The organism is Pseudomonas sp. ANT_H12B, assembly GCF_008369325.1.
GTDB lineage: Bacteria > Pseudomonadota > Gammaproteobacteria > Pseudomonadales > Pseudomonadaceae > Aquipseudomonas.
In genome coordinates this window covers 141,188-159,900 of sequence record NZ_VOBI01000016.1, presented here as the reverse complement: position 1 = coordinate 159,900, position 18,713 = coordinate 141,188, and the positions used below count along the sequence as shown (strand labels likewise).

Sequence of the window (18,713 nt, the reverse complement as noted above, 5' to 3'; positions counted from 1 at the left end):
CCGATCTCTCGTTAGCGGGAGGCGAATTCTACAGCGTTACTCGCTGCTGTCAACACCTCTTTTACACCGCTTTCGACCGAGAAGATCGAATCGTTAAAAGAGTCAAACAACCCTACTCTTTCAACTCTTTCTGGGCTTCGATGACCTGAAGCAACTCGCTGTCGAAAACTGCGCAACTCATTGTTTACCAAGGAGTTTTCCGTTTCGACTGCGCCGGAAGTGGGGCGAATTATAGACTTCCAGAATCTGCCGTCAACACCTATTTTCACAATTCTGTCATATAGGTCAAAAAAGCCCGAAAACACAAAGGCCGAGTCCTAAGGGGCTCGGCCTTCTGCCCTTCTACTTACAAGCTAGGGAATGCGAACTGCGAAGCTTCATGGCTCGCACGCTGCGGCCAGCGCTGGGTAATCGCCTTGCGACGGGTGTAGAAACGCACGCCATCCGGGCCATAGGCATGCAGATCACCGAACAGCGATCGCTTCCAGCCACCAAAGCTGTGATAAGCCACTGGCACCGGCAACGGCACGTTAACACCGACCATGCCGACTTCAATCTCATCGCAGAACAACCGCGCCGCTTCCCCGTCGCGGGTAAAGATGCAGGTGCCGTTGCCATACTCGTGATCGTTGATCAACTGCATCGCCTCTTCCAGGCTGTTAACCCGGACAACACACAGCACCGGCCCGAAGATCTCTTCTTTATAGATGCGCATCTCTGGCGTGACGTTATCGAACAGGCAGCCCCCCAGGAAGAACCCCTCCTCATGACCTGCCACGCTCAGACCACGACCATCAACCACCAAAGAAGCTCCGGCCGACACGCCGTCTTCTATATAGCCACTGACTTTGTCGCGGGCCTGACCGGAAACCAGTGGCCCCATGTCCAGACCGCACGAAGTCCCGGCACCGATTTTCAGCGCCTTGATCTGCGGTACCAACTTGGCCACCAACGCATCCGCCACTTGGTCGCCGACACACACCGCCACCGAGATCGCCATGCATCGCTCACCGCAGGAACCGTACGCCGCGCCCATCAGCGCGCTGACCGCGTTATCCAGATCCGCATCCGGCATCAGCACCGCATGGTTCTTCGCGCCACCCAGCGCCTGGACGCGTTTGCCGCGCTTGGTGCCTTCGGCGTAGATGTATTCGGCAATCGGCGTCGAGCCTACGAAACTCAACGCTTTGACTTCCGGCGCTTCGATCAGTGCGTCCACTGCTGCCTTGTCGCCGTGTACCACACTCAGCACACCTTTAGGCAGACCGGCCTCGATCAATAGCTGAGCGATCAACAGCGTCGAGCTCGGATCACGCTCGGACGGTTTGAGGATGAAGCAGTTACCGCAGACGATCGCCAGCGGATACATCCACAGCGGCACCATGGCCGGGAAGTTGAACGGAGTAATACCCGCCACCACGCCCAATGGCTGGAAGTCCGACCACGCATCAATGTTCGGGCCGACGTTACGGCTGTATTCACCTTTGAGAATTTCCGGCGCTGCGCAAGCGAACTCCACGTTCTCGATACCGCGCTTGAGTTCACCGGCAGCATCTTCCAGCGTCTTGCCGTGCTCTTCGCTGATCAGTTGAGCGATACGCGCTTCGTTCTGCTCCAGCAGTTGCTTGAAGCGGAACATCACCTGCGCACGTTTGGCCGGCGGAGTGTTGCGCCAGGCCGGGAACGCAGCCTTGGCCGAGTCGATGGCTTTCTGAATGGTTTCGCGGCTGGCCAATGGCAGCTTGTGAATCGCCTGGCCGGTCGACGGGTTGAACACATCGGCCGTGCGAACGTCTTCGGTCACCAGTTCGCCATTGATCAAATGCGGGATGAGGCTCATGCAGTGCTCCAGAAAAATTGTCCACAGGCGCCCATCAAAGGACTCCTTTATATAGAAGGGAAAATCAGTCGATCTTGTTCAGCACTTCGCCGACCGCGTCGAACAGACGATCAAGGTCTTGCGGCTTGCTGTTGAAGGTTGGGCCGAACTGCAGGGTGTCGCCGCCGAAGCGCACGTAGAACCCGGCTTTCCACAGCGCCATACCGGCTTCGAACGGACGCACGATGGCATCGCCGTCACGCGGCGCGATCTGGATCGCACCGGCCAGGCCGTAGTTACGAATGTCGATAATGTTTTTCGAGCCCTTCAGACCGTGCAGCGCATTTTCGAAATGCGGCGCGACTTCGGCCACGCTCTGAACCAGGTTTTCCTTTTGCAGCAGGTCGAGTGCTGCCAGGCCAGCGGCGCAAGCCACCGGGTGCGCGGAATAGGTGTAGCCGTGCGGGAACTCAACCGCATATTCAGGCGTCGCCTGGTTCATGAAGGTCTGGTAGATCTCGGAGCTGGCAATCACCGCGCCCATCGGGATCGCGCCGTTGGTGACTTGCTTGGCGATGCACATCAGGTCCGGGGTCACGCCGAAGCTGTCAGCGCCAAACATCGAACCGGTACGGCCGAAACCGGTGATCACTTCGTCGAACACCAGCAGGATGTTGTGCTGATCGCAGATCTCGCGCAGACGCTTGAGGTAACCCTGTGGCGGAACCAGTACACCAGCGGAACCGGCCATTGGCTCGACGAATACCGCGGCGATGTTTGAAGCGTCATGCAGTTCGATGAGTTTGAGCAGTTCATCGGCCAGGGCGATACCGCCCTCTTTCGGCATGCCACGGGAATAAGCATTGCTTGCCAGCAAGGTGTGCGGCAGGTGATCGACGTCCATCATCGCCTGACCGAACATTTTGCGGTTGCCGTTCACACCGCCAAGACTGGTGCCGGCGATGTTAACGCCGTGATAACCACGGGCACGGCCGATCATTTTGGTCTTGGTGGCCTGGCCTTTCAGTCGCCAGTAAGCACGAACCATCTTCACCGCCGTATCAGCACACTCGGAACCCGAGTCGGTGAAGAACACGTGGTTCAGATTGCCCGGGGTCAGGTCGGTGATTTTCTCGGCCAACTGGAACGACAACGGATGGCCGTATTGGAAACCTGGCGAGTAATCGAGGGTGCCGAGTTGCTTGGCGACCGCTTCCTGGATTTCCTTGCGAGTGTGCCCGGCGCCGCAAGTCCACAGACCGGACAGCGAGTCATAAACCTTGCGCCCCTTATCGTCGATCAACCAGCTACCTTCCGCCGCGACGATCAGTCGCGGATCGCGCTGGAAATTACGGTTGGCGGTGTAGGGCATCCAGTGAGCATCGAGCTTTAGCTGGCTGGCCAGGGAAGTCGAAGCGGTTTCAGGCAAATTCATGGGCAAAACCTCGCAGGGCAATAAGCGACATAGAGATCAAAAGCGTTCTTGCAGCTAAATTGACACGGGGATAAAGTCGGTGAAATCCAACTCTTCTAACGTTCAGTCAGGTCACCACTAAACTATGAGCAGCCGTCGCCCCGATCCGCTGGCGCAAGTCAGTGACTTTGATATCCGTTTGTTGCGCATCTTCCGCAGCGTAGTGGAGTGCGGCGGCTTCTCCGCGGCGGAGTCCGTTTTGGGCATTGGCCGTTCGGCCATCAGTCAGCAGATGAGCGATCTGGAACAACGCCTCGGTCTGCGTTTGTGCCAACGCGGTCGCGCCGGTTTTTCCCTGACTGAAGAAGGTCGCGAGGTCTATCACTCGGCGTTGCAGCTGTTAAGTGCACTGGAAAGTTTTCGCACCGAGGTCAACGGTCTGCACCAACATTTGCGTGGCGAATTGACCATCGGCCTGACCGATAACCTGGTCACCCTGCCCCACATGCGCATCACCCACGCGTTGGCGCAATTGAAGGAACGCGGGCCGGACGTGCAGATTCAGATCCGCATGATCGCGCCCAATGAAGTCGAGCAAGGCGTACTCGACGGTCGCCTGCACGTCGGCGTGGTGCCGCAGGCCAGCGCGCTGTCGGGGCTGGAATATCAACCGCTGTATAGCGAGCGCTCGCTGCTGTATTGCGCGGTCGGTCATCCGTTGTTTTATGTCGACGATAAACAACTGGATGACGAGCGCCTCAACAGCCAGGACGCCATCGCCCCGACCTTCCGTTTGCCTGCGGAAATCCAGGCGCATTACCAGGCGCTCAATTGCACCGCCAGTGCTTCCGACCGCGAAGGCATGGCGTTTCTGATCCTGACGGGGCGCTACATCGGCTACCTGCCGGATCACTACGCCAGCCTTTGGGTACAACAAGGTCGATTGCGCGCGCTTAAGCCCAAAGCACGGTTTTATGACCTGAGCCTTGCATCGGTCACCCGCAAGGGCCGTCGCCCCCACTTGGTGCTGGAAAGTTTCCTGGAGAGCCTGGCCGCGACGCGCTAGAAAGGCATTTATCAAGTCAGCACTTGTCTGAAGTCTGTGGGTGCGCTATCAACGCACTCGTTGCACCCACCTACCTGTTCGGAAGTGCCTATGACCTTTGAAGTCCCTGCTCACGGTGGCAAACCTGCCAGCCGCATTCGTCAGAAGAACGAAGAGACCATCATCAAAGCCGCCGAAGACGAGTTCGCCCGTCACGGGTTCAAAGGCACCAGCATGAACACCATCGCCCTGAATGCCGGGTTGCCCAAGGCGAACCTGCATTACTACTTCACCAACAAACTCGGTTTGTACGTGGCGGTGTTGAGCAACATCCTCCAGTTGTGGGACAGCACCTTCAACACCCTGACAGCCGAGGATGATCCGGCCGAAGCGCTGACGCGTTACATCCGCGCCAAGATGGAATTCTCCCGTCGTCAGCCGCAAGCCTCGCGGATCTTCGCCATGGAAGTGATCAGCGGCGGCGAATGCCTGACCGAGTATTTCAACCAGGATTATCGCGCCTGGTTTCAGGGCCGGGCGGGCGTGATCCAGGCGTGGATCGATGCCGGCAAAATGGACCCTGTAGACCCGGTCAACCTGATCTTCCTGTTGTGGGGCAGCACCCAGCATTACGCCGATTTCGCCACGCAGATTTGCCGTGTCAGCGGTCGCACCAAGTTGACCAAACAAGACATGGAAGATGCCGGCAACAACCTGATCCGCATCATCCTCAAGGGCTGCGGCCTGACGCCAACGATTTAAGACACTTATGCCTTTTACGCTCAGCGGTTTCTGCGAGTACCGCGAAGAGATTCGCAAAAGCCGTTTCATCACCTTCGCCGCACCGATCAGCAGCCCTGCTGAAGCCCAGGCGTTCATCGAACAGCACAGCGATTTGAATGCCTCGCACAATTGCTGGGCCTGGAAACTTGGCGACCAATACCGCAGCACTGACGATGGCGAGCCCGGCGGCACCGCTGGCCGGCCGATTCTGGCGGCGATCGACGCCCAGGATTGCGATCAGGTCGCTGTGCTGGTGATTCGTTGGTATGGCGGCATTCAACTCGGCACCGGTGGCCTCGCCCGGGCGTATGGCGGTGGCGCCAACAAGTGCCTGCAAGCGGCGCCGAAGGTTGAGTTGATCAGCCGGGTGCCGGTGAGTTGTGCCTGTGCATTTGGTGAGTTGGCACTGGTGAAGATTCGGGTGGCGGAACTGGGCGGATTGGTTGTGGAAGAAACGTTCACGGCCAACGGCGTAGAGTTGCAATTGGCGATCGGCGAAAGCCAGATCGATACCTTGCAAACGCAGCTGGCGGATTTGAGTCGCGGGCGCATTCTCTTGCAGCATTAATCGCACCAACACCGCCCACGCCCCTTTCGTCGACGTCACTTACTTGCCCACATCTACTGTGCACCCGGCTGTGGATAACCTGAGCACATCCGGCTGTAACCCTTCTGTCATGCGGCTTTGCGGGCTTTGATCACTTTTCGTCCAACGCACATCAAAAACGCTAAATCCACACAAAAACAAACAGTTAGAGCGGTTTATCACCTTTAGAAGAAAGCCACGCAATGCTTATGCCCGAGCTTCAGGCTTGCGCACAAATACTGTGGAGCAATCTGTGGATAACCCGTTCATGGCTGTCGCCGTCCCATGTCCGGCATGGCTTGCTGCGGGTTGCTCGTTTTTTGACCAAAACACCCTGAACAAAACCGGAGCCTGATCAACGGCTTCGCGCTCAAGTGGTGCCTGACTCGCCGCCGAGGGCTGCTGCATTCTGTTTATCAGCCACAAGCTCGGTGAAGTTCGCGCGTTGTGCCACAGTGCTACGGTGTTGCGCGGCGGTCAGGTGGCCGGGCATTGCGTGCCGGCCGAGTGTTCGGATCGGCAACTGGCACAGTGGATGGTTGGCGAAGCCGCTGCGCTGATTACGGATTATCCGAAAGTCACTGGGGCTAATGCATTCCTGAACGTGACGGGATTGTCCTGGCACAACCCGGACCCGTTCGGCTGTTCGCTGAAGGACATCGACCTTACCGTGCGCAGCGGTGAAATCGTCGGCATCGCCGGGGTGGCCGGCAATGGTCAGGACGAGTTGCTGGCCTTGCTCAGCGGCGAAGAACGATTGAGCCGCAACGATGGCGCGACGATCAGTTTCGATGGCCAACCGGTCGCCCATTTGCGACCCGATACACGACGCAAACTCGGCCTGGCCTTCGTGCCCGCCGAACGCCTGGGCCATGGCGCAGTGCCGGAACTCAGCCTGGCAGACAACGCCTTGCTCAAGGCTTTCCAGCAAGGATTTATCAGCAACGGGTTGGTCCAGCACGGCAAGGTCGAAGCCTTGGCCGAGGAGATTATCCGCCGCTTCGCAGTGAAGACACCCGACACCCGGACATCGGCGCGCAGCCTGTCCGGCGGCAACTTGCAGAAATTCATTCTCGGGCGGGAAATCCTCCAGCAACCGAAATTGCAGTGGTTGCGCACGCGTTCAATGCCAATGAAATCCTCATCAGCATCATGCTCAATTACATCGCCCTGAACCTGCTGCTGTTCTGTGTGCATGGGCCGCTGAAGGACCCGGCCGGGTTCAACTTTCCGGAGTCGGCGATGTTTGGCGACGCCAGCCGTTTGCCGCTGTTGATGGAGGATGTCCGGGTCCTTGCTCGCGTTGGTGGCGGTGTGGGTGTTGCTGCAGAAAAGCTTCGTCGGTTTCCAGATCAAAGTGCTCGGGCTGGACAAGCGCGCCGCCGGTTTTGTCGGCTTTCGCGAGAAGCGGCTGATTTGGCTGGTGCTGTTGATCAGCGGCGGTTTGGCCGGACTTGCAGGGGTTTGTGAAGTCACCGGGCCAATCGGCCAATTGGTGCCGCAAGTTTCGCCGGGTTACGGCTATGCGCGATCACCGTGGCGTTTCTCGGACGCCTGAATCCCAGATGAGCATGAATCTGCCGCAAGCCATCACCCAATTGTTCCAGGGGATGATGCTGTTTGGGGCGGTGATCGGTTTTATCGTCGCATTGAACAGCGGCAATCTCCGGCTCGGCGTGTTGCTGGCGATGTTGCCGTATGTGGCGACGATTTTGGTGTTGGTGCTGTTGTCACGCGATGCGGTGCGTACGCGGTTGTATGCGCCGGTGTCGTTGGGGAAACCGTGGCAGGCCGGGCATTAGAGACTGGCCGGGCTGGCCTCATCGCGGGCAAGCCCGCTCCCACAGGGTTCTGCAGCGACCAATAATCCTGCGGGCAACTCGGTCACTGTGGGAGCGGGCTTGCCCGCGAAGGCGTCCGGACAGGCAACACCTGAACAACGCCCCACGCCAATTCAAATAACAGGAAAATGACTAACAAAGAGCTGGCGCCATGGAGCAAGGCATACAGCTGCCAAGTGGCAAACAGGAATCTGCCCACTGCGTCATACCGCCCATACACCTGCTGCGGATCCCGAATCCGCAGCACCGCCCACACGCAGACAATCGACCCCAACAGATTCGCCATCAGCATGTGCATCGGCGCAAACGCCGGCAACTCACCGGGCAGGTCGAAGGCCTGACTCACACTCGCTAACAGTCCATGTAACGCCGCAAAACTCCACGGTGTGACAAACGCCACCGTGACGATCAAGTCGTACCACGCGCTGCCGCGCACCAGTTGACGATATTGCGTTGAAGTCCACATCCGTCTTGCTCCAGAAAATCAGGGAGCAACAAGGCTAAAGCCTGGAGTATGCTCCAGGGTCAAGCCCTCTCGAGACGTCATGATGCGCATCGGTGAATTAGCCCAGGCCAGCGCTGTCAGCCGCGACACACTGCGTTTCTACGAGCAGCGTGGCTTGATCGCCGCGCAACGCAGCGCCAACGGTTATCGCGACTATCCAGCGGACATGGTGCAACTGGTGCTGTACATCAAGACCGCTCAGCGATTGGGCTTTACCCTCGGCGAGATCGGCAACAGCGTCGCCGCGATAGGGCAGTCGCCCGATCCGGACAGCGCCGTCACCCAATTGCTGCAAGACAAACTCAAACTGATCGAAAACCGAATCGACGAACTCGGCGCGCTGCGTCAGGAGTTGCAGCAACGACTGGGTCAACGTTGTCCATTGAATCCGTGATTCTCATTTATCAAGGAAGCCACTTATGTCTACGGTAAAAACCGCACTCATCATCGGCGCCTCCCGAGGCCTGGGCCTCGGTCTGGTGAAAACCCTGCTGGCCGACGGTTGGCAGGTCACCGCCACCGTACGTAACCCGCAGAACGCCGAAGCCTTGCAGGCTTTGGGCAAGGTTCGGATCGAAAAACTCGACATGGACGATCAGCAAGCCGTCATCGCCCTGAGCCAGCAGCTCAAGGGTGAAGTGTTTGACCTGCTGTTCGTGAATGCCGGGGTCAAAGGCCCGGACGTTCAAACGCCGGGCGGCGCGACCCTGGCCGAAGTCGGCCAACTGTTCTTCACCAATGCAGTGGCGCCGATCAATCTGGCCCAGCGTTTTGTCGGGCAGATTCGTCCGGGTACCGGCGTGCTGGCGTTCATGAGTTCGGTGCTCGGTAGCGTCACCATACCGGATTCGCCGGAGCTGGCGTTGTACAAGGCCAGCAAAGCCGCGCTGAACTCGATGACCAACAGCTTCGTCACTCAGTTGGGCGAGCAGAAACTCACCGTACTGTCTCTGCATCCGGGGTGGGTGAAGACCGACATGGGCGGTGAAGGCGCCGACATCGATGTGGAAACCAGCACGCGTGGGTTGGTCGATCAGGTGAATGCATACACCGGCAAGGGCGGGCATCATTTTGTGAATTACCGGGGTGAAACCATTCCCTGGTAATCACCGCCGCACCCTGTGGGCGCTGGCCTGCCTGCGATAGCATCACCTCGGTATTGCTGAAAGACCGAGGTGCCTGCATTGCGGGCAAGTCGAATCGTCGCACCGCCGCTCCCACAGGGGTTTTGCATCATATGGTCGGGCGAGGCTTGCCCGCCGGCTGGATTTGTTTGAAACTCCGCACCTCGTCCCCCGCGGCGTCCCTGGATCAGCAGACAGGGTAATCACTGAGCTGGCTAACCTGAACCCAACTTTCAGAGGAGCCGGCCAACATGCCTGCGACCCGTACCTGGCTAAAAAATCCCCTCGCGATCTTCACTGCCAATGGCCTCGATGCCCGTGGCGGTCTGGTGCTGCAAGACGGTTTGATCGTCGAAGTGCTCGCCACTGGCCAGCAACCGTCCGCGCCCTGTGGACAAGTCTTCGATGCCCGCGAGCATGTGATCCTGCCGGGACTGATCAATACCCATCACCACTTCTATCAAACCCTGACTCGCGCCTGGGCGCCGGTGGTCAATCAGCCATTGTTTCCGTGGCTGAAAACCCTCTATCCGGTGTGGGCACGCCTCACGCCTGAAAAACTTGCCCTCGCCAGCAAAGTCGCGCTGGCCGAGTTGCTGCTGTCCGGCTGCACCACGGCGGCCGATCACCATTATCTGTTTCCCGAAGGTCTGGAAAACGCCATCGACGTGCAGGTCGAGAGCGTGCGCGAACTGGGTATGCGCGCCATGCTCACGCGCGGCTCCATGAGCCTCGGTGAAAAGGACGGCGGCCTGCCTCCGCAGCAGACCGTGCAGGAAGGCGAAGTGATTCTCGCCGACAGCCAGCGCTTGATTACCGAGTACCACGAACGCGGCGACGGCGCGCAAATCCAGATCGCCCTTGCGCCCTGCTCGCCGTTCTCGGTGACCCCGGAAATCATGTCGGCCAGCGCCGAACTGGCGAACACACTCGACGTGCGCCTGCACACCCACCTGGCCGAAACCCTCGATGAAGAAGACTTCTGTCTGCAACGCTTCGGCCTGCGCACCGTGGATTACCTGGACAGCGTCGGCTGGCTCGGCCCACGCACCTGGCTGGCCCACGGCATCCATTTCAACCCGGATGAAATCGCTCGCCTCGGCACCGCCGGCACCGGTATTTGCCATTGCCCGAGCTCGAACATGCGCCTGGCTTCCGGCATCTGCCCGACGCTGGACCTGACTGCCGCCGGCGCGTTGCTGGGCCTGGGTGTGGACGGCTCGGCGTCCAACGATGCATCGAACATGATGCTGGAAACCCGTCAGGCGCTTTACATTCAGCGGCTGCGTTATGGCGCCGAGAAGATCACGCCGGAATTGGTTTTGGGTTGGGCGACCAAGGGTTCGGCGCAGTTGCTGGGCCGTACCGATATCGGTGAACTGGCGGTGGGCAAGCAGGCGGATCTGGCGCTGTTCAAGCTCGATGAGCTGCGCTTCTCCGGTAGTCATGATCCGGTTTCGGCGTTGCTGCTGTGCGGTGCGGATCGGGCGGATCGGGTAATGGTTGGTGGCAAATGGCGGGTGATCGACGGGCAGGTTGAAGGGCTGGATCTGAAGGGGTTGATTGCGGATCACAGTCAGGCGGCTCGGCAGTTAATCAGCGGCGCCTGACCCAACGCTATCGCGGGCAAGCCCGCTCCCACAGGTTTTGCATCGACCTTGTGGGAGCGGGCTTGCCCGCGATGCTTTTAAAGCCCTAACAGCGACAACATGATGAACGTCGCAAACAGCACAAAGTGGGTCATGCCTTCGATAGCATTGGTTTCGCCATCGTTGAGGTTGATTGCGCTGACGATCAGGGTGAGGAAGATCATCACGGTCTGCACCGGGGTCATCGCCATCTGGAACGGTTGACCGGTGTAGAGCGCCATCGCTTCCATTACCGGCACCGTCAGGATCACCGTCGACAGCGACGCGCCCATGGCGATGTTGACCACCGACTGCATGCGGTTGGCCAGTGCCGCACGCAACGCGGTCAAAATCTCCGGCGCCGCCGAGATTGCCGCCACCACGATCGCCGTAATCACCGGCGGTGCGCCCGTGCCTTCCAGGCCCAGGTCGAGGGTCTTGGACATCACCTCGGCCAATGCGCCGATCACCACCACGCCGAACACCAATGTCCCGATGCTCAATGCCAGATTGACTGGTTCCGGCGCTTCGGCCGGCTCCTTCTTGCGGCGTTTTTCCGGGTAGCTGTAGCTGAAAAAATAACTGTGCGGCCCGACCTGCATCCTCAGAAACAAGGTGTAAAGCACGACCATCGCACCGATGGTGAAGGCCGAATAGAGCTTCCAGTTGGCCTCGGGAATGAACTCCGGTACTACCATGGAAACGCCCATCGCGGTGAGGATCATCACGCTGTAGCTGCGCGCCGAGTCATCGTTGTAGGACTGTTCGCCATGCTTGATCCCGCCCATCAACGCAGCCAGGCCGAGGATGCCGTTGATGTCGAGCATGACCGCCGAGTAAATCGTGTCGCGCACCAGCGTCGGCGACGCTTCGTTGCTCATCATGATCGCCAGGATCACCACTTCCACCAACACTGCCGCCAGGGTCAGGATCATCGTGCCATAAGGGTCGCCGACTTTTTCCGCGAGCAGTTCGGCGTGATGGGCGACGCGCATGGAGGCGATGACGATGAACGCGACCAGCACCAGGCCGGCCGTCAGCGCGATGGGCTGGCCGCTATGCAGCATCCAGTGCTCCATCGGGTAAGCGCCGCAAGCGGCGAGCAGGGCCAGCAGCAGAAACTTTTCTTGCTTGAGGAGTGTGAGCATTGCGGGCCTTTTTTCCGATTGGAGCGAAATCGGTGTGATGAGCTACTGACTGCGGGGCGGCGCTAACGTTTCGTTACACCTTAGCGCACCAGTGGATGGCGGCCGTGTCAGGCCATGCACTTTTATTGGCCTTGCGGGCCTCTTCGCGGGCAAGCCCGCTCCCACAGGACCTTCAGCGTTTTCAAAGATTGTGTATGAACAGCCTCCCATCATCGACATCGGCTCGCTCGACACCGATGACGCATCCGCCTGGCAATCAATCGCCACGCAAATCGACCGCGCCTGCAGCGAGTGGAGGGGTTTCTACATCAAGGGCCACCCGATCACCGCGTCGCGCATCGACGCCGTGCTCGACTGTGCCAAACGTTTCTTCGCGCTGCCCACCGCCGAAAAACTTAAGATCGACATCACCCAGACCCGCCACCACCGCGGTTCAAGGCGCCGGCGCCCACACCGATTACGGCGCGTTGGAGCAACGACCGTTACCTGTCGACGCCGCACCGGGTGATCAGCCCGCTGGGAGTGGATCGTTACTCGATCCCCTTCTTCGCCGAACCGCACCCGGACACGCCAATCGAATGCCTGCCCGGTCGTCAGGATGAACGGCACCCGGCGAAGTCTCCGCCCACCACCTGTACACAATTTCTGCTTTCGCGCTTCGCCGACACCTACGCTTATCGACGGGAACAGCAAGCGCTGTGATGAACCGGCTGGTCAGGTTTTACTAATTGTTTGCACGGGCATCTGTAGAATGCCCGCCATCTGCACCTGATGAGAAAAGACTATGTACGACTGGCTGAACGCCCTGCCCAAGGCAGAACTGCACCTGCACCTTGAGGGCTCGCTGGAGCCTGAGCTGCTGTTCGCCCTGGCCGAACGCAACAAGATCGCCCTGCCGTGGAGCGACGTCGAAACCCTGCGCAAGGCGTATGCCTTCAATAACCTGCAAGAATTTCTCGACCTCTATTACCAGGGCGCCGACGTATTGCGCACCTCTCAGGATTTCTACGACCTGACCTGGGCTTACCTGTTGCGATGCAAGGCGCAGAACGTGATTCACACAGAACCGTTCTTCGACCCGCAGACTCACACCGACCGTGGCGTGCCGTTCGAAGTGGTGCTCAATGGCATCGCCGCCGCATTGAAGGATGGCGAGCAGCAACTGGGCATCAGCAGCGGTTTGATCCTCAGTTTCCTGCGTCACTTGAGCGAAGAAGAAGCTGAGAAAACCCTCGATCAGGCACTGCCCTTCCGCGATGCGTTTGTCGCCGTCGGCCTGGACAGTTCCGAAATGGGTCACCCGCCGAGCAAGTTCCAGCGCGTGTTCGATCGTGCCCGTCACGAAGGTTTCCTGACCGTCGCTCACGCCGGTGAAGAAGGCCCGCCCGAGTACATCTGGGAAGCCCTCGACCTGCTGAAAATCCAGCGCATCGACCATGGCGTGCGCGCCATCGAAGACGAGCGCCTGATGCAGCGGATCATCGACGAGCAGATCCCGCTGACCGTGTGCCCGTTGTCGAACACCAAGCTTTGCGTGTTCGATCACATGTCCCGGCACAACATTCTCGACATGCTTGAGCGTGGCGTGAAAGTGACCGTGAACTCGGATGACCCGGCGTACTTTGGTGGGTATGTGACCGAGAACTTCCATGCGCTGTATACCGATCTTGGCATGACTCAGGATCAGGCCAAGCGCCTGGCACAGAACAGCCTGGATGCACGGCTAGTGAAACCCTAGTAAATGATCGTTCCCACGCTCTGCGTGGGAACGATCATCAGGCAACCGCTTCGCTCAACTCTTCCAGCGTCTTGCCCCGCGTCTCCATCCCGAACAGCCACACCACCCCCGCCGCAATCGCAAAGCACATGGCCCCCAACGCAAACACCCCGCCCTGCCCGGTAATCGGGAACACCAGCCCCGTCACCAACGGCCCCAGCAACGACCCCACACGACCAATCGCCGAAGCGAAGCCCGAGCCGGTGGCCCGCGCGGATGTCGGGTACAACTCCGGGGTGTAGGTGTAGAGCACCGCCCACATGCCGAACAGGAAGAATTGCATCAGAAGGCCCGAAGCGATCAGCAGGCTGACGTTGCCGCCAAACACCGCGCTTTGCCCATAAAGAAACGCCATCACCCCGCCGCCGAGCAACGTGACCACGCACACCGGCTTACGCCCCCAACGCTCTACCAGCCAGGCGGCCATCAGGAAACCGGGAATCCCGCCCAGGGAAATCAGCACGGTGTAATACACCGACTGGGTCACGGCAAACCCCGACTGTTGCAGCAAGGCACTGAGCCAGGAGGTCAGGCCGTAAAAGCCGAGCAAAGCGAAAAACCAGACGCTCCAGATCATCATCGTGCGCTGGCGGTACAGCGGCGACCAGATCTGGCGCAATGCAGAAAAGAAATTGCCCGGCTCACTCGCCACACGTGGCAGGCGAATCGGTGCAGGAAGCTCCGAACGTCCCAATGAAGCCCTGACCCGATCCTCGATGCGCAGCAATACCTTGTCCGCCGCGTCATGGCGGCCAGCCTGTTCCAGCCAGCGCGGTGATTCAGGAATAAAAAAACGAATTGCCAGCACAAACACCGCCGGCACTGCCAGGACGAGGAAGATGTCCCGCCAGCCAATCACCGGCAGCAGGAAATAAGACAACACCCCGGCCGCGACGAAACCCAGCGGCCAGAAACCGTCCATCAAAGCGATATAACGTCCACGTCCTTTGGCCGGAATCAGCTCGGAAAGCATCGACTGTGCGATAGGAAACTCCATGCCCATGCCGATCCCCAGCAGGATTCGGAACAACGTCAGCGTTTCGACCGTCTGGGCCGTGGAGCACAGGTAACTGGCGATGCCCCACAACACGATGCTCCACTGGAACACCGGTTTGCGTCCGAAGCGGTCGGCCAGCATGCCGGACAGTGACGCCCCCGCCACCATGCCGAAAAAGCTCGAGCTGGCGAGCAACCCGGCCTGTGCCGAGCTCAGGCCAAACTCGGTTTTGATCGAGCCGAGCAGAAAAGTCATCATCGCCAGATCCATGGAGTCGAAGAAAAACGCCAGGGCAATGATGATGAAAATGATGCGGTGATAACCGCTGATGGGCAGTCGTTCCAATCGTTCTGCCGCGCTGAAGCCTCGTATTTCCATGTCACATCCCCCAACCGAAAGTCCCTGGATCGAGTGTGCGCGATAGCGACCGGGGGTTATTGCTGGATGCGACCTGTCCACAACTCAGAGCGACGTCTGGGACTCCAGGCCCCGGACGTCGTGCTCAACGGGCTCTAAAGCGATACTTCCAACTCGTTTTCCTTGGCAAAACGATGGATTTCACGCTGCCCCGAGGTGGTGATCTGCAAGGCTTGCGAATGATTGGGCAGGCTCAACCAGCCGGACTGCATGAACAATTGCAGCAATGCCGCCCCCAGGGAGCCGCCCATGTGCGGGCGTCTTTCGCTCCAGTCGGGACACGCGCAGGCGACTTTGCCGTTGCGATGAGCCAGCGCCTGGATGAATACACCGCGAGAGGCCAGTTGCGTGGAGCCCTTGTGAGTGATCATGACCCGCTGATCGAACTGTTCGATCCAGCCCGCATCCAGCAGGCGCTGGTAAAGATCGGCGGCCAGGGTGCCGCCCAAATGATCATCGCAAAGCCTGGCACGCAACAATGACGAAGGAGCCGCCGGAGGTCTGCTGGTGGGCGTCGTGCGTTTGAAAATGTCCGGGAGTTCACGTGGCGTGCTGACCAGGGTGGCGCTGGCCAGTGCTTCTATCGCGGCACCGACTTCGGGGGCGGCAAGTCGGAAGAACCGCTTGCGCCCGCGGGATTCGACTTTCAACAAACCTCCGGCGGACAAACGCCCCAGGTGTGCACTGGCCGAAGACGGTGACAGGCCGGCCAACAATGCCAGCTCTTCGGTTTGCCGCGCCGAGCCGTCCATCAAGGCCCACATCATTGCGCTGCGCTTTGGGTCAGCCAGCAACGTGGCGATCTGGCTGATGCAAGGTGCATGTTCCATGTATTCACTCCCTGTTGAATCGTTTCGTCTACTGCTCAGAGACATCTTGACCAGTAATGTGTCGTCGGCCAAGACGTGGAAACCGCCATAAACCGGGCAAAGCCACCCACTCACACAGGCCGTTGCTTCGCAGATTTTGCAACGCTGCGGCGAATGACCGTGGGGCCTGGCCGACTCGGACGTGGACTCGCCATTGCGAGATCGACGGTGAGTACATGAGGCGGTCGCTAGTATATGCGGGTTAACCGCTGGTTCCTGCCCACGGGAAACCCTAGGTGCTGATAGTTCCTGAGTGAAATTTCTCTATTTGCCTGCGACTAATGATCGGCACCCGATAAGTTCGGATATTGACTGCTTAACCGAGTGCATCGGCTGGCGAGCATTTCGCGCAAAAGGTTCACAGGCTTACTCAACTGTGCGCGATGGGCGCACAGCAGATTCAGCGGTGCGCGCTCACAGAGCAGCTCCGGCATGAGCACTTTCAATCGACCGGCCAGCACATCGGCGGCCACATCGAGCCAGGATTTGTAGGCGATCCCGGCACCCGCCACGGCCCATAGGCGCACGACATCGGCATCGTCACTGAAGCGATCACCGCTGACGGTCAGGCTGACCTCGCGCTTGCCGTCGTGGAAACTCCAGTGATCGTGGACCCGGCTGCCGAGCATGAACAGCAGGCAATTGTGCTGAGCCAGTTGCTCCAGTTGCCGCGGCTCGCCATACCGGGCCAGGTAACTCGGCGCGGCACAGAGGACGCGGCGGTTCTGCGGGGCGATGGGCAACGCCACCAGGCTTGAGTCTTCCGGCTCGCCGTAACGCAGGGCGATGTCCACCGGTTGGCGGAACAGGTCGGCGATCCGGTCGCCCAGCAGCAACCGCACGGTGAGTTTCGGGTGCTCACGCTGAAACTCGTCCAGCCACGGCAGCAGCAGGTTTCGACCAAAGTCCGAAGGCGCCGACAGCTGCAAAACACCGCTGACCTGATCCTGACCGCTGGCCAACAGACGGCGGCCCTCATCCAGATTGCTCAGGGCGGCCCGAGCGTACTCCAGAAATCCTTCGCCTTCAGCGGTGAGCCGCAGGCTTCGGGTGGAACGGGCGAGCAATCGGGCGCCGAGTTGCTGTTCGATGCGCTTCAAGGCCGCACTGGCCACCGCCGCCGACATGTCCATCCCCCGCGCCGCCGCGGACAGACTGCCCAGGTCCGCCGCCCGAACGAACAACTGCAAGTCATCGAAACGCAGCATATTCAAACCCGATTATCAAAAAAATAATGAAAGAGACTGCTCTTTTAGCGGGTTTTATCTTCCATAGAAATAGCCAATCATCTGTCCCATCGAAATCATCCCGCTCCCGGAGTCGAACATGTCGCAGCCGTTTACCGCCATCGCCACCCTCATCGCCAAAGCCGGCCAGCAGGACACCCTCGAACAGCACTTGCGCGCACTGCTGGAACCGACCCGCGCCGAGGCCGGTTGCGGTCAATACGACTTGCACCAGGATCTCGCCAACCCTCAGGCCTTCTACATGATCGAGCGCTGGAGCAGTGACGAAGCCCTGCAAGCCCACGACGCCAGCGCGCATATCCAGAACTTCCGCGCCAAGGCCGGCGATTTCCTCGAACACTTCGACCTCAAGCGCCTGCGCCCCCTGGTCTGATCTTCCGCTCATTACTTTTTCAGGAGTCTCCATGAAAGCCATTGCCTACTACGCCTCGCTGCCGATCAGCGACGAAAAATCCCTGCAAGACATCGAACTGCCAGAGCCGGTCGCAGGCCCCAGGGATCTGCTGGTGGAAGTCAAAGCCATCTCGGTCAACCCGGTCGACACCAAGGTCCGCCAGAACGTCCAGCCTGAAGGTGGCGCAGCGAAAGTGCTGGGCTGGGACGTGGCCGGGGTGGTCAAGGCAGTTGGCAGTGAAGTGACGTTGTTCAAGGCCGGCGACAAAGTGTTCTACGCCGGCTCCATCGCCCGCGCAGGCGGCAACAGCGAACTGCACGTGGTAGACGAGCGGATCGTCGGCCATATGCCGAAAACCCTCGGTTTCGCCGAAGCCGCTGCCCTGCCGCTGACCGCTATCACTGCGTGGGAATTGCTCTTCGAACGCCTGCAAGTGCGCGAAGGCAAAACCGATGAAAGCCAGAGCCTGCTGATCGTCGGTGCGGCCGGTGGTGTAGGTTCGATCCTCACGCAACTGGCCAGTCAGCTCACCGGGCTGAACGTCATCGGCACCGCTTCCCGCCCGCAAACCCAGAGCTGGGTACGTGAGCTCGGTGCCGATCTTGTGATCGATCACAGCCAGCCGCTGAGCGAAGAACTCAAACGTGCCGGCCTCGATCATGTGACCCACGTCGCCAGCCTGACCCAGACCGATCACCACCTGGATCAACTGGTCGAGGCACTGGCGCCGCAAGGCAAACTGGCCCTGATCGATGATCCGAAGGCCCTCGACGTCACCAAACTCAAGCGCAAGAGCCTGTCGCTGCACTGGGAGTTCATGTACACCCGCTCGCTGTTCGAAACCGCGGACATGATCGAGCAGCACAAATTGCTCAACCGCATTGCTGAGCTGATCGACGCCGGGACGTTGAAAACCACGGTCGGCGAGCATTTCGGCACCATCAACGCGGCTAACCTGCGCCGTGCCCATGAACTGCTGGAAAGTGGCAAGTCCAAAGGCAAGATTGTGCTTGAAGGGTTCTAAGACGAGCTGACATCGGTGTCGTCCGTCAGTGGACGACACCGTCAGTCAGAGAGTTGAGCGTTGTCACAATAGCGATCGCATTCGGGTCTACAATC

General features: G+C 59.5%; 16 protein-coding genes and 3 pseudogenes. 12 read left to right on the top strand and 7 right to left on the bottom strand.

The window, feature by feature from the left end; genetic code table 11:
* Positions 1-346: 346 nt before the first annotated feature.
* Both FQ185_RS22750 and FQ185_RS22745 read right to left on the bottom strand, forming a co-directional pair.
* Positions 347-1,840: a CoA-acylating methylmalonate-semialdehyde dehydrogenase gene (locus FQ185_RS22750; RefSeq protein ID WP_149419390.1), complete on the bottom strand. Its 1,494-nt coding sequence runs from the start codon at positions 1,838-1,840 to the stop codon at positions 347-349.
* Between the two features lie 64 nt (positions 1,841-1,904).
* Positions 1,905-3,254: an aspartate aminotransferase family protein gene (locus FQ185_RS22745; protein ID WP_149419389.1), complete on the bottom strand. Its 1,350-nt coding sequence runs from the start codon at positions 3,252-3,254 to the stop codon at positions 1,905-1,907.
* Between the two features lie 124 nt (positions 3,255-3,378).
* On the opposite strand from FQ185_RS22745, the gene FQ185_RS22740 reads away from it, so the two are divergent.
* From FQ185_RS22740 to FQ185_RS22720, 5 genes and pseudogenes are all read left to right on the top strand, one after another.
* On the top strand, positions 3,379-4,299 hold the full coding sequence (locus tag FQ185_RS22740; RefSeq protein WP_149419388.1) for a LysR family transcriptional regulator: 921 nt from the start codon (positions 3,379-3,381) through the stop codon (positions 4,297-4,299).
* Between the two features lie 90 nt (positions 4,300-4,389).
* Positions 4,390-5,040, top strand: a complete 651-nt coding sequence (locus FQ185_RS22735) for a TetR/AcrR family transcriptional regulator (protein ID WP_149419387.1) — start codon at positions 4,390-4,392, stop codon at positions 5,038-5,040.
* A gap of 7 nt (positions 5,041-5,047) precedes the next feature.
* On the top strand, positions 5,048-5,629 hold the full coding sequence (locus tag FQ185_RS22730; RefSeq protein WP_149419386.1) for a YigZ family protein: 582 nt from the start codon (positions 5,048-5,050) through the stop codon (positions 5,627-5,629).
* 403 nt (positions 5,630-6,032) lie between these two features.
* Positions 6,033-6,752: pseudogene (locus FQ185_RS22725) on the top strand (ATP-binding cassette domain-containing protein); the annotation flags it as partial.
* Between the two features lie 3 nt (positions 6,753-6,755).
* A pseudogene (locus FQ185_RS22720) lies at positions 6,756-7,269 on the top strand (ABC transporter permease); the annotation flags it as partial.
* Positions 7,270-7,531: 262 nt separating this feature from the next.
* Here the strand turns inward: FQ185_RS22720 and FQ185_RS22710 are convergent.
* Entirely contained in the window at positions 7,532-7,954 is a 423-nt protein-coding gene (locus FQ185_RS22710) for a hypothetical protein (RefSeq protein ID WP_149419385.1), read from the bottom strand.
* A gap of 82 nt (positions 7,955-8,036) precedes the next feature.
* Here FQ185_RS22710 and FQ185_RS22705 point away from each other — a divergent pair, with 82 nt between their 5' ends.
* From FQ185_RS22705 to FQ185_RS22695, 3 genes are all read left to right on the top strand, one after another.
* The gene (locus FQ185_RS22705; protein ID WP_149419396.1) at positions 8,037-8,387 is read left to right on the top strand and encodes a MerR family transcriptional regulator; all 351 of its coding nucleotides are present in this window, start codon (positions 8,037-8,039) and stop codon (positions 8,385-8,387) included.
* 25 nt (positions 8,388-8,412) lie between these two features.
* Positions 8,413-9,099 carry an SDR family oxidoreductase gene (locus FQ185_RS22700; protein ID WP_149419384.1) on the top strand — a complete coding sequence of 229 codons (687 nt, stop codon included), beginning with the start codon at positions 8,413-8,415 and terminating at the stop codon, positions 9,097-9,099.
* 269 nt (positions 9,100-9,368) lie between these two features.
* The gene (locus FQ185_RS22695; RefSeq protein WP_149419383.1) at positions 9,369-10,727 is read left to right on the top strand and encodes an 8-oxoguanine deaminase; all 1,359 of its coding nucleotides are present in this window, start codon (positions 9,369-9,371) and stop codon (positions 10,725-10,727) included.
* A 77-nt stretch (positions 10,728-10,804) separates the two neighbouring features.
* On the opposite strand, the gene FQ185_RS22685 is transcribed toward FQ185_RS22695, so the two are convergent.
* Positions 10,805-11,893: a calcium:proton antiporter gene (locus FQ185_RS22685; protein ID WP_149419382.1), complete on the bottom strand. Its 1,089-nt coding sequence runs from the start codon at positions 11,891-11,893 to the stop codon at positions 10,805-10,807.
* A 190-nt stretch (positions 11,894-12,083) separates the two neighbouring features.
* On the opposite strand from FQ185_RS22685, the pseudogene FQ185_RS22680 reads away from it, so the two are divergent.
* Together FQ185_RS22680 and FQ185_RS22675 are read left to right on the top strand one after the other, a co-directional pair.
* Positions 12,084-12,595 (top strand): annotated as a pseudogene (locus tag FQ185_RS22680) (2-oxoglutarate and iron-dependent oxygenase domain-containing protein).
* An 82-nt stretch (positions 12,596-12,677) separates the two neighbouring features.
* A complete protein-coding gene (locus tag FQ185_RS22675; RefSeq protein WP_149419381.1) occupies positions 12,678-13,631 on the top strand; it encodes an adenosine deaminase in 954 nt (317 codons plus the stop codon).
* Positions 13,632-13,668: 37 nt separating this feature from the next.
* Here FQ185_RS22675 and FQ185_RS22670 read toward each other — a convergent pair whose 3' ends face one another.
* The 3 genes from FQ185_RS22670 to FQ185_RS22660 all read right to left on the bottom strand — a co-directional run bounded on the left by FQ185_RS22670 (position 13,669) and on the right by FQ185_RS22660 (position 17,161).
* Positions 13,669-15,045 (bottom strand): MFS transporter, encoded by a 1,377-nt coding sequence (locus FQ185_RS22670; protein ID WP_149419380.1) that lies wholly within the window; start codon positions 15,043-15,045, stop codon positions 13,669-13,671.
* A gap of 134 nt (positions 15,046-15,179) precedes the next feature.
* Positions 15,180-15,914, bottom strand: a complete 735-nt coding sequence (locus tag FQ185_RS22665) for a helix-turn-helix transcriptional regulator (protein WP_149419379.1) — start codon at positions 15,912-15,914, stop codon at positions 15,180-15,182.
* 317 nt (positions 15,915-16,231) lie between these two features.
* Positions 16,232-17,161 (bottom strand): LysR family transcriptional regulator, encoded by a 930-nt coding sequence (locus FQ185_RS22660; protein ID WP_149419378.1) that lies wholly within the window; start codon positions 17,159-17,161, stop codon positions 16,232-16,234.
* A gap of 118 nt (positions 17,162-17,279) precedes the next feature.
* On the opposite strand from FQ185_RS22660, the gene FQ185_RS22655 reads away from it, so the two are divergent.
* Together FQ185_RS22655 and FQ185_RS22650 are read left to right on the top strand one after the other, a co-directional pair.
* Positions 17,280-17,573 (top strand): putative quinol monooxygenase, encoded by a 294-nt coding sequence (locus tag FQ185_RS22655; protein ID WP_149419377.1) that lies wholly within the window; start codon positions 17,280-17,282, stop codon positions 17,571-17,573.
* Between the two features lie 31 nt (positions 17,574-17,604).
* Positions 17,605-18,618: a zinc-binding alcohol dehydrogenase family protein gene (locus FQ185_RS22650; protein WP_149419376.1), complete on the top strand. Its 1,014-nt coding sequence runs from the start codon at positions 17,605-17,607 to the stop codon at positions 18,616-18,618.
* The last annotated feature ends 95 nt before the right edge of the window (positions 18,619-18,713 follow it).

Bases quoted from the DNA above. Each gene is read 5' to 3' on its own strand.
- FQ185_RS22700 (WP_149419384.1), top strand. From the start codon at position 8,413: ATGTCTACGGTAAAAACCGCACTCATCATCGGCGCCTCCCGAGGCCTG.
- FQ185_RS22660 (WP_149419378.1), bottom strand. From the start codon at position 17,161: ATGCTGCGTTTCGATGACTTGCAGTTGTTCGTTCGGGCGGCGGACCTG.
- FQ185_RS22710 (WP_149419385.1), bottom strand. From the start codon at position 7,954: ATGTGGACTTCAACGCAATATCGTCAACTGGTGCGCGGCAGCGCGTGG.
- FQ185_RS22665 (WP_149419379.1), bottom strand. From the start codon at position 15,914: ATGGAACATGCACCTTGCATCAGCCAGATCGCCACGTTGCTGGCTGAC.
- FQ185_RS22650 (WP_149419376.1), top strand. From the start codon at position 17,605: ATGAAAGCCATTGCCTACTACGCCTCGCTGCCGATCAGCGACGAAAAA.
- FQ185_RS22685 (WP_149419382.1), bottom strand. From the start codon at position 11,893: ATGCTCACACTCCTCAAGCAAGAAAAGTTTCTGCTGCTGGCCCTGCTC.
- FQ185_RS22670 (WP_149419380.1), bottom strand. From the start codon at position 15,045: ATGGAAATACGAGGCTTCAGCGCGGCAGAACGATTGGAACGACTGCCC.
- FQ185_RS22655 (WP_149419377.1), top strand. From the start codon at position 17,280: ATGTCGCAGCCGTTTACCGCCATCGCCACCCTCATCGCCAAAGCCGGC.
- FQ185_RS22730 (WP_149419386.1), top strand. From the start codon at position 5,048: ATGCCTTTTACGCTCAGCGGTTTCTGCGAGTACCGCGAAGAGATTCGC.
- FQ185_RS22740 (WP_149419388.1), top strand. From the start codon at position 3,379: ATGAGCAGCCGTCGCCCCGATCCGCTGGCGCAAGTCAGTGACTTTGAT.
- FQ185_RS22750 (WP_149419390.1), bottom strand. From the start codon at position 1,840: ATGAGCCTCATCCCGCATTTGATCAATGGCGAACTGGTGACCGAAGAC.
- FQ185_RS22735 (WP_149419387.1), top strand. From the start codon at position 4,390: ATGACCTTTGAAGTCCCTGCTCACGGTGGCAAACCTGCCAGCCGCATT.
- FQ185_RS22745 (WP_149419389.1), bottom strand. From the start codon at position 3,254: ATGAATTTGCCTGAAACCGCTTCGACTTCCCTGGCCAGCCAGCTAAAG.
- FQ185_RS22675 (WP_149419381.1), top strand. From the start codon at position 12,678: ATGTACGACTGGCTGAACGCCCTGCCCAAGGCAGAACTGCACCTGCAC.
- FQ185_RS22705 (WP_149419396.1), top strand. From the start codon at position 8,037: ATGCGCATCGGTGAATTAGCCCAGGCCAGCGCTGTCAGCCGCGACACA.
- FQ185_RS22695 (WP_149419383.1), top strand. From the start codon at position 9,369: ATGCCTGCGACCCGTACCTGGCTAAAAAATCCCCTCGCGATCTTCACT.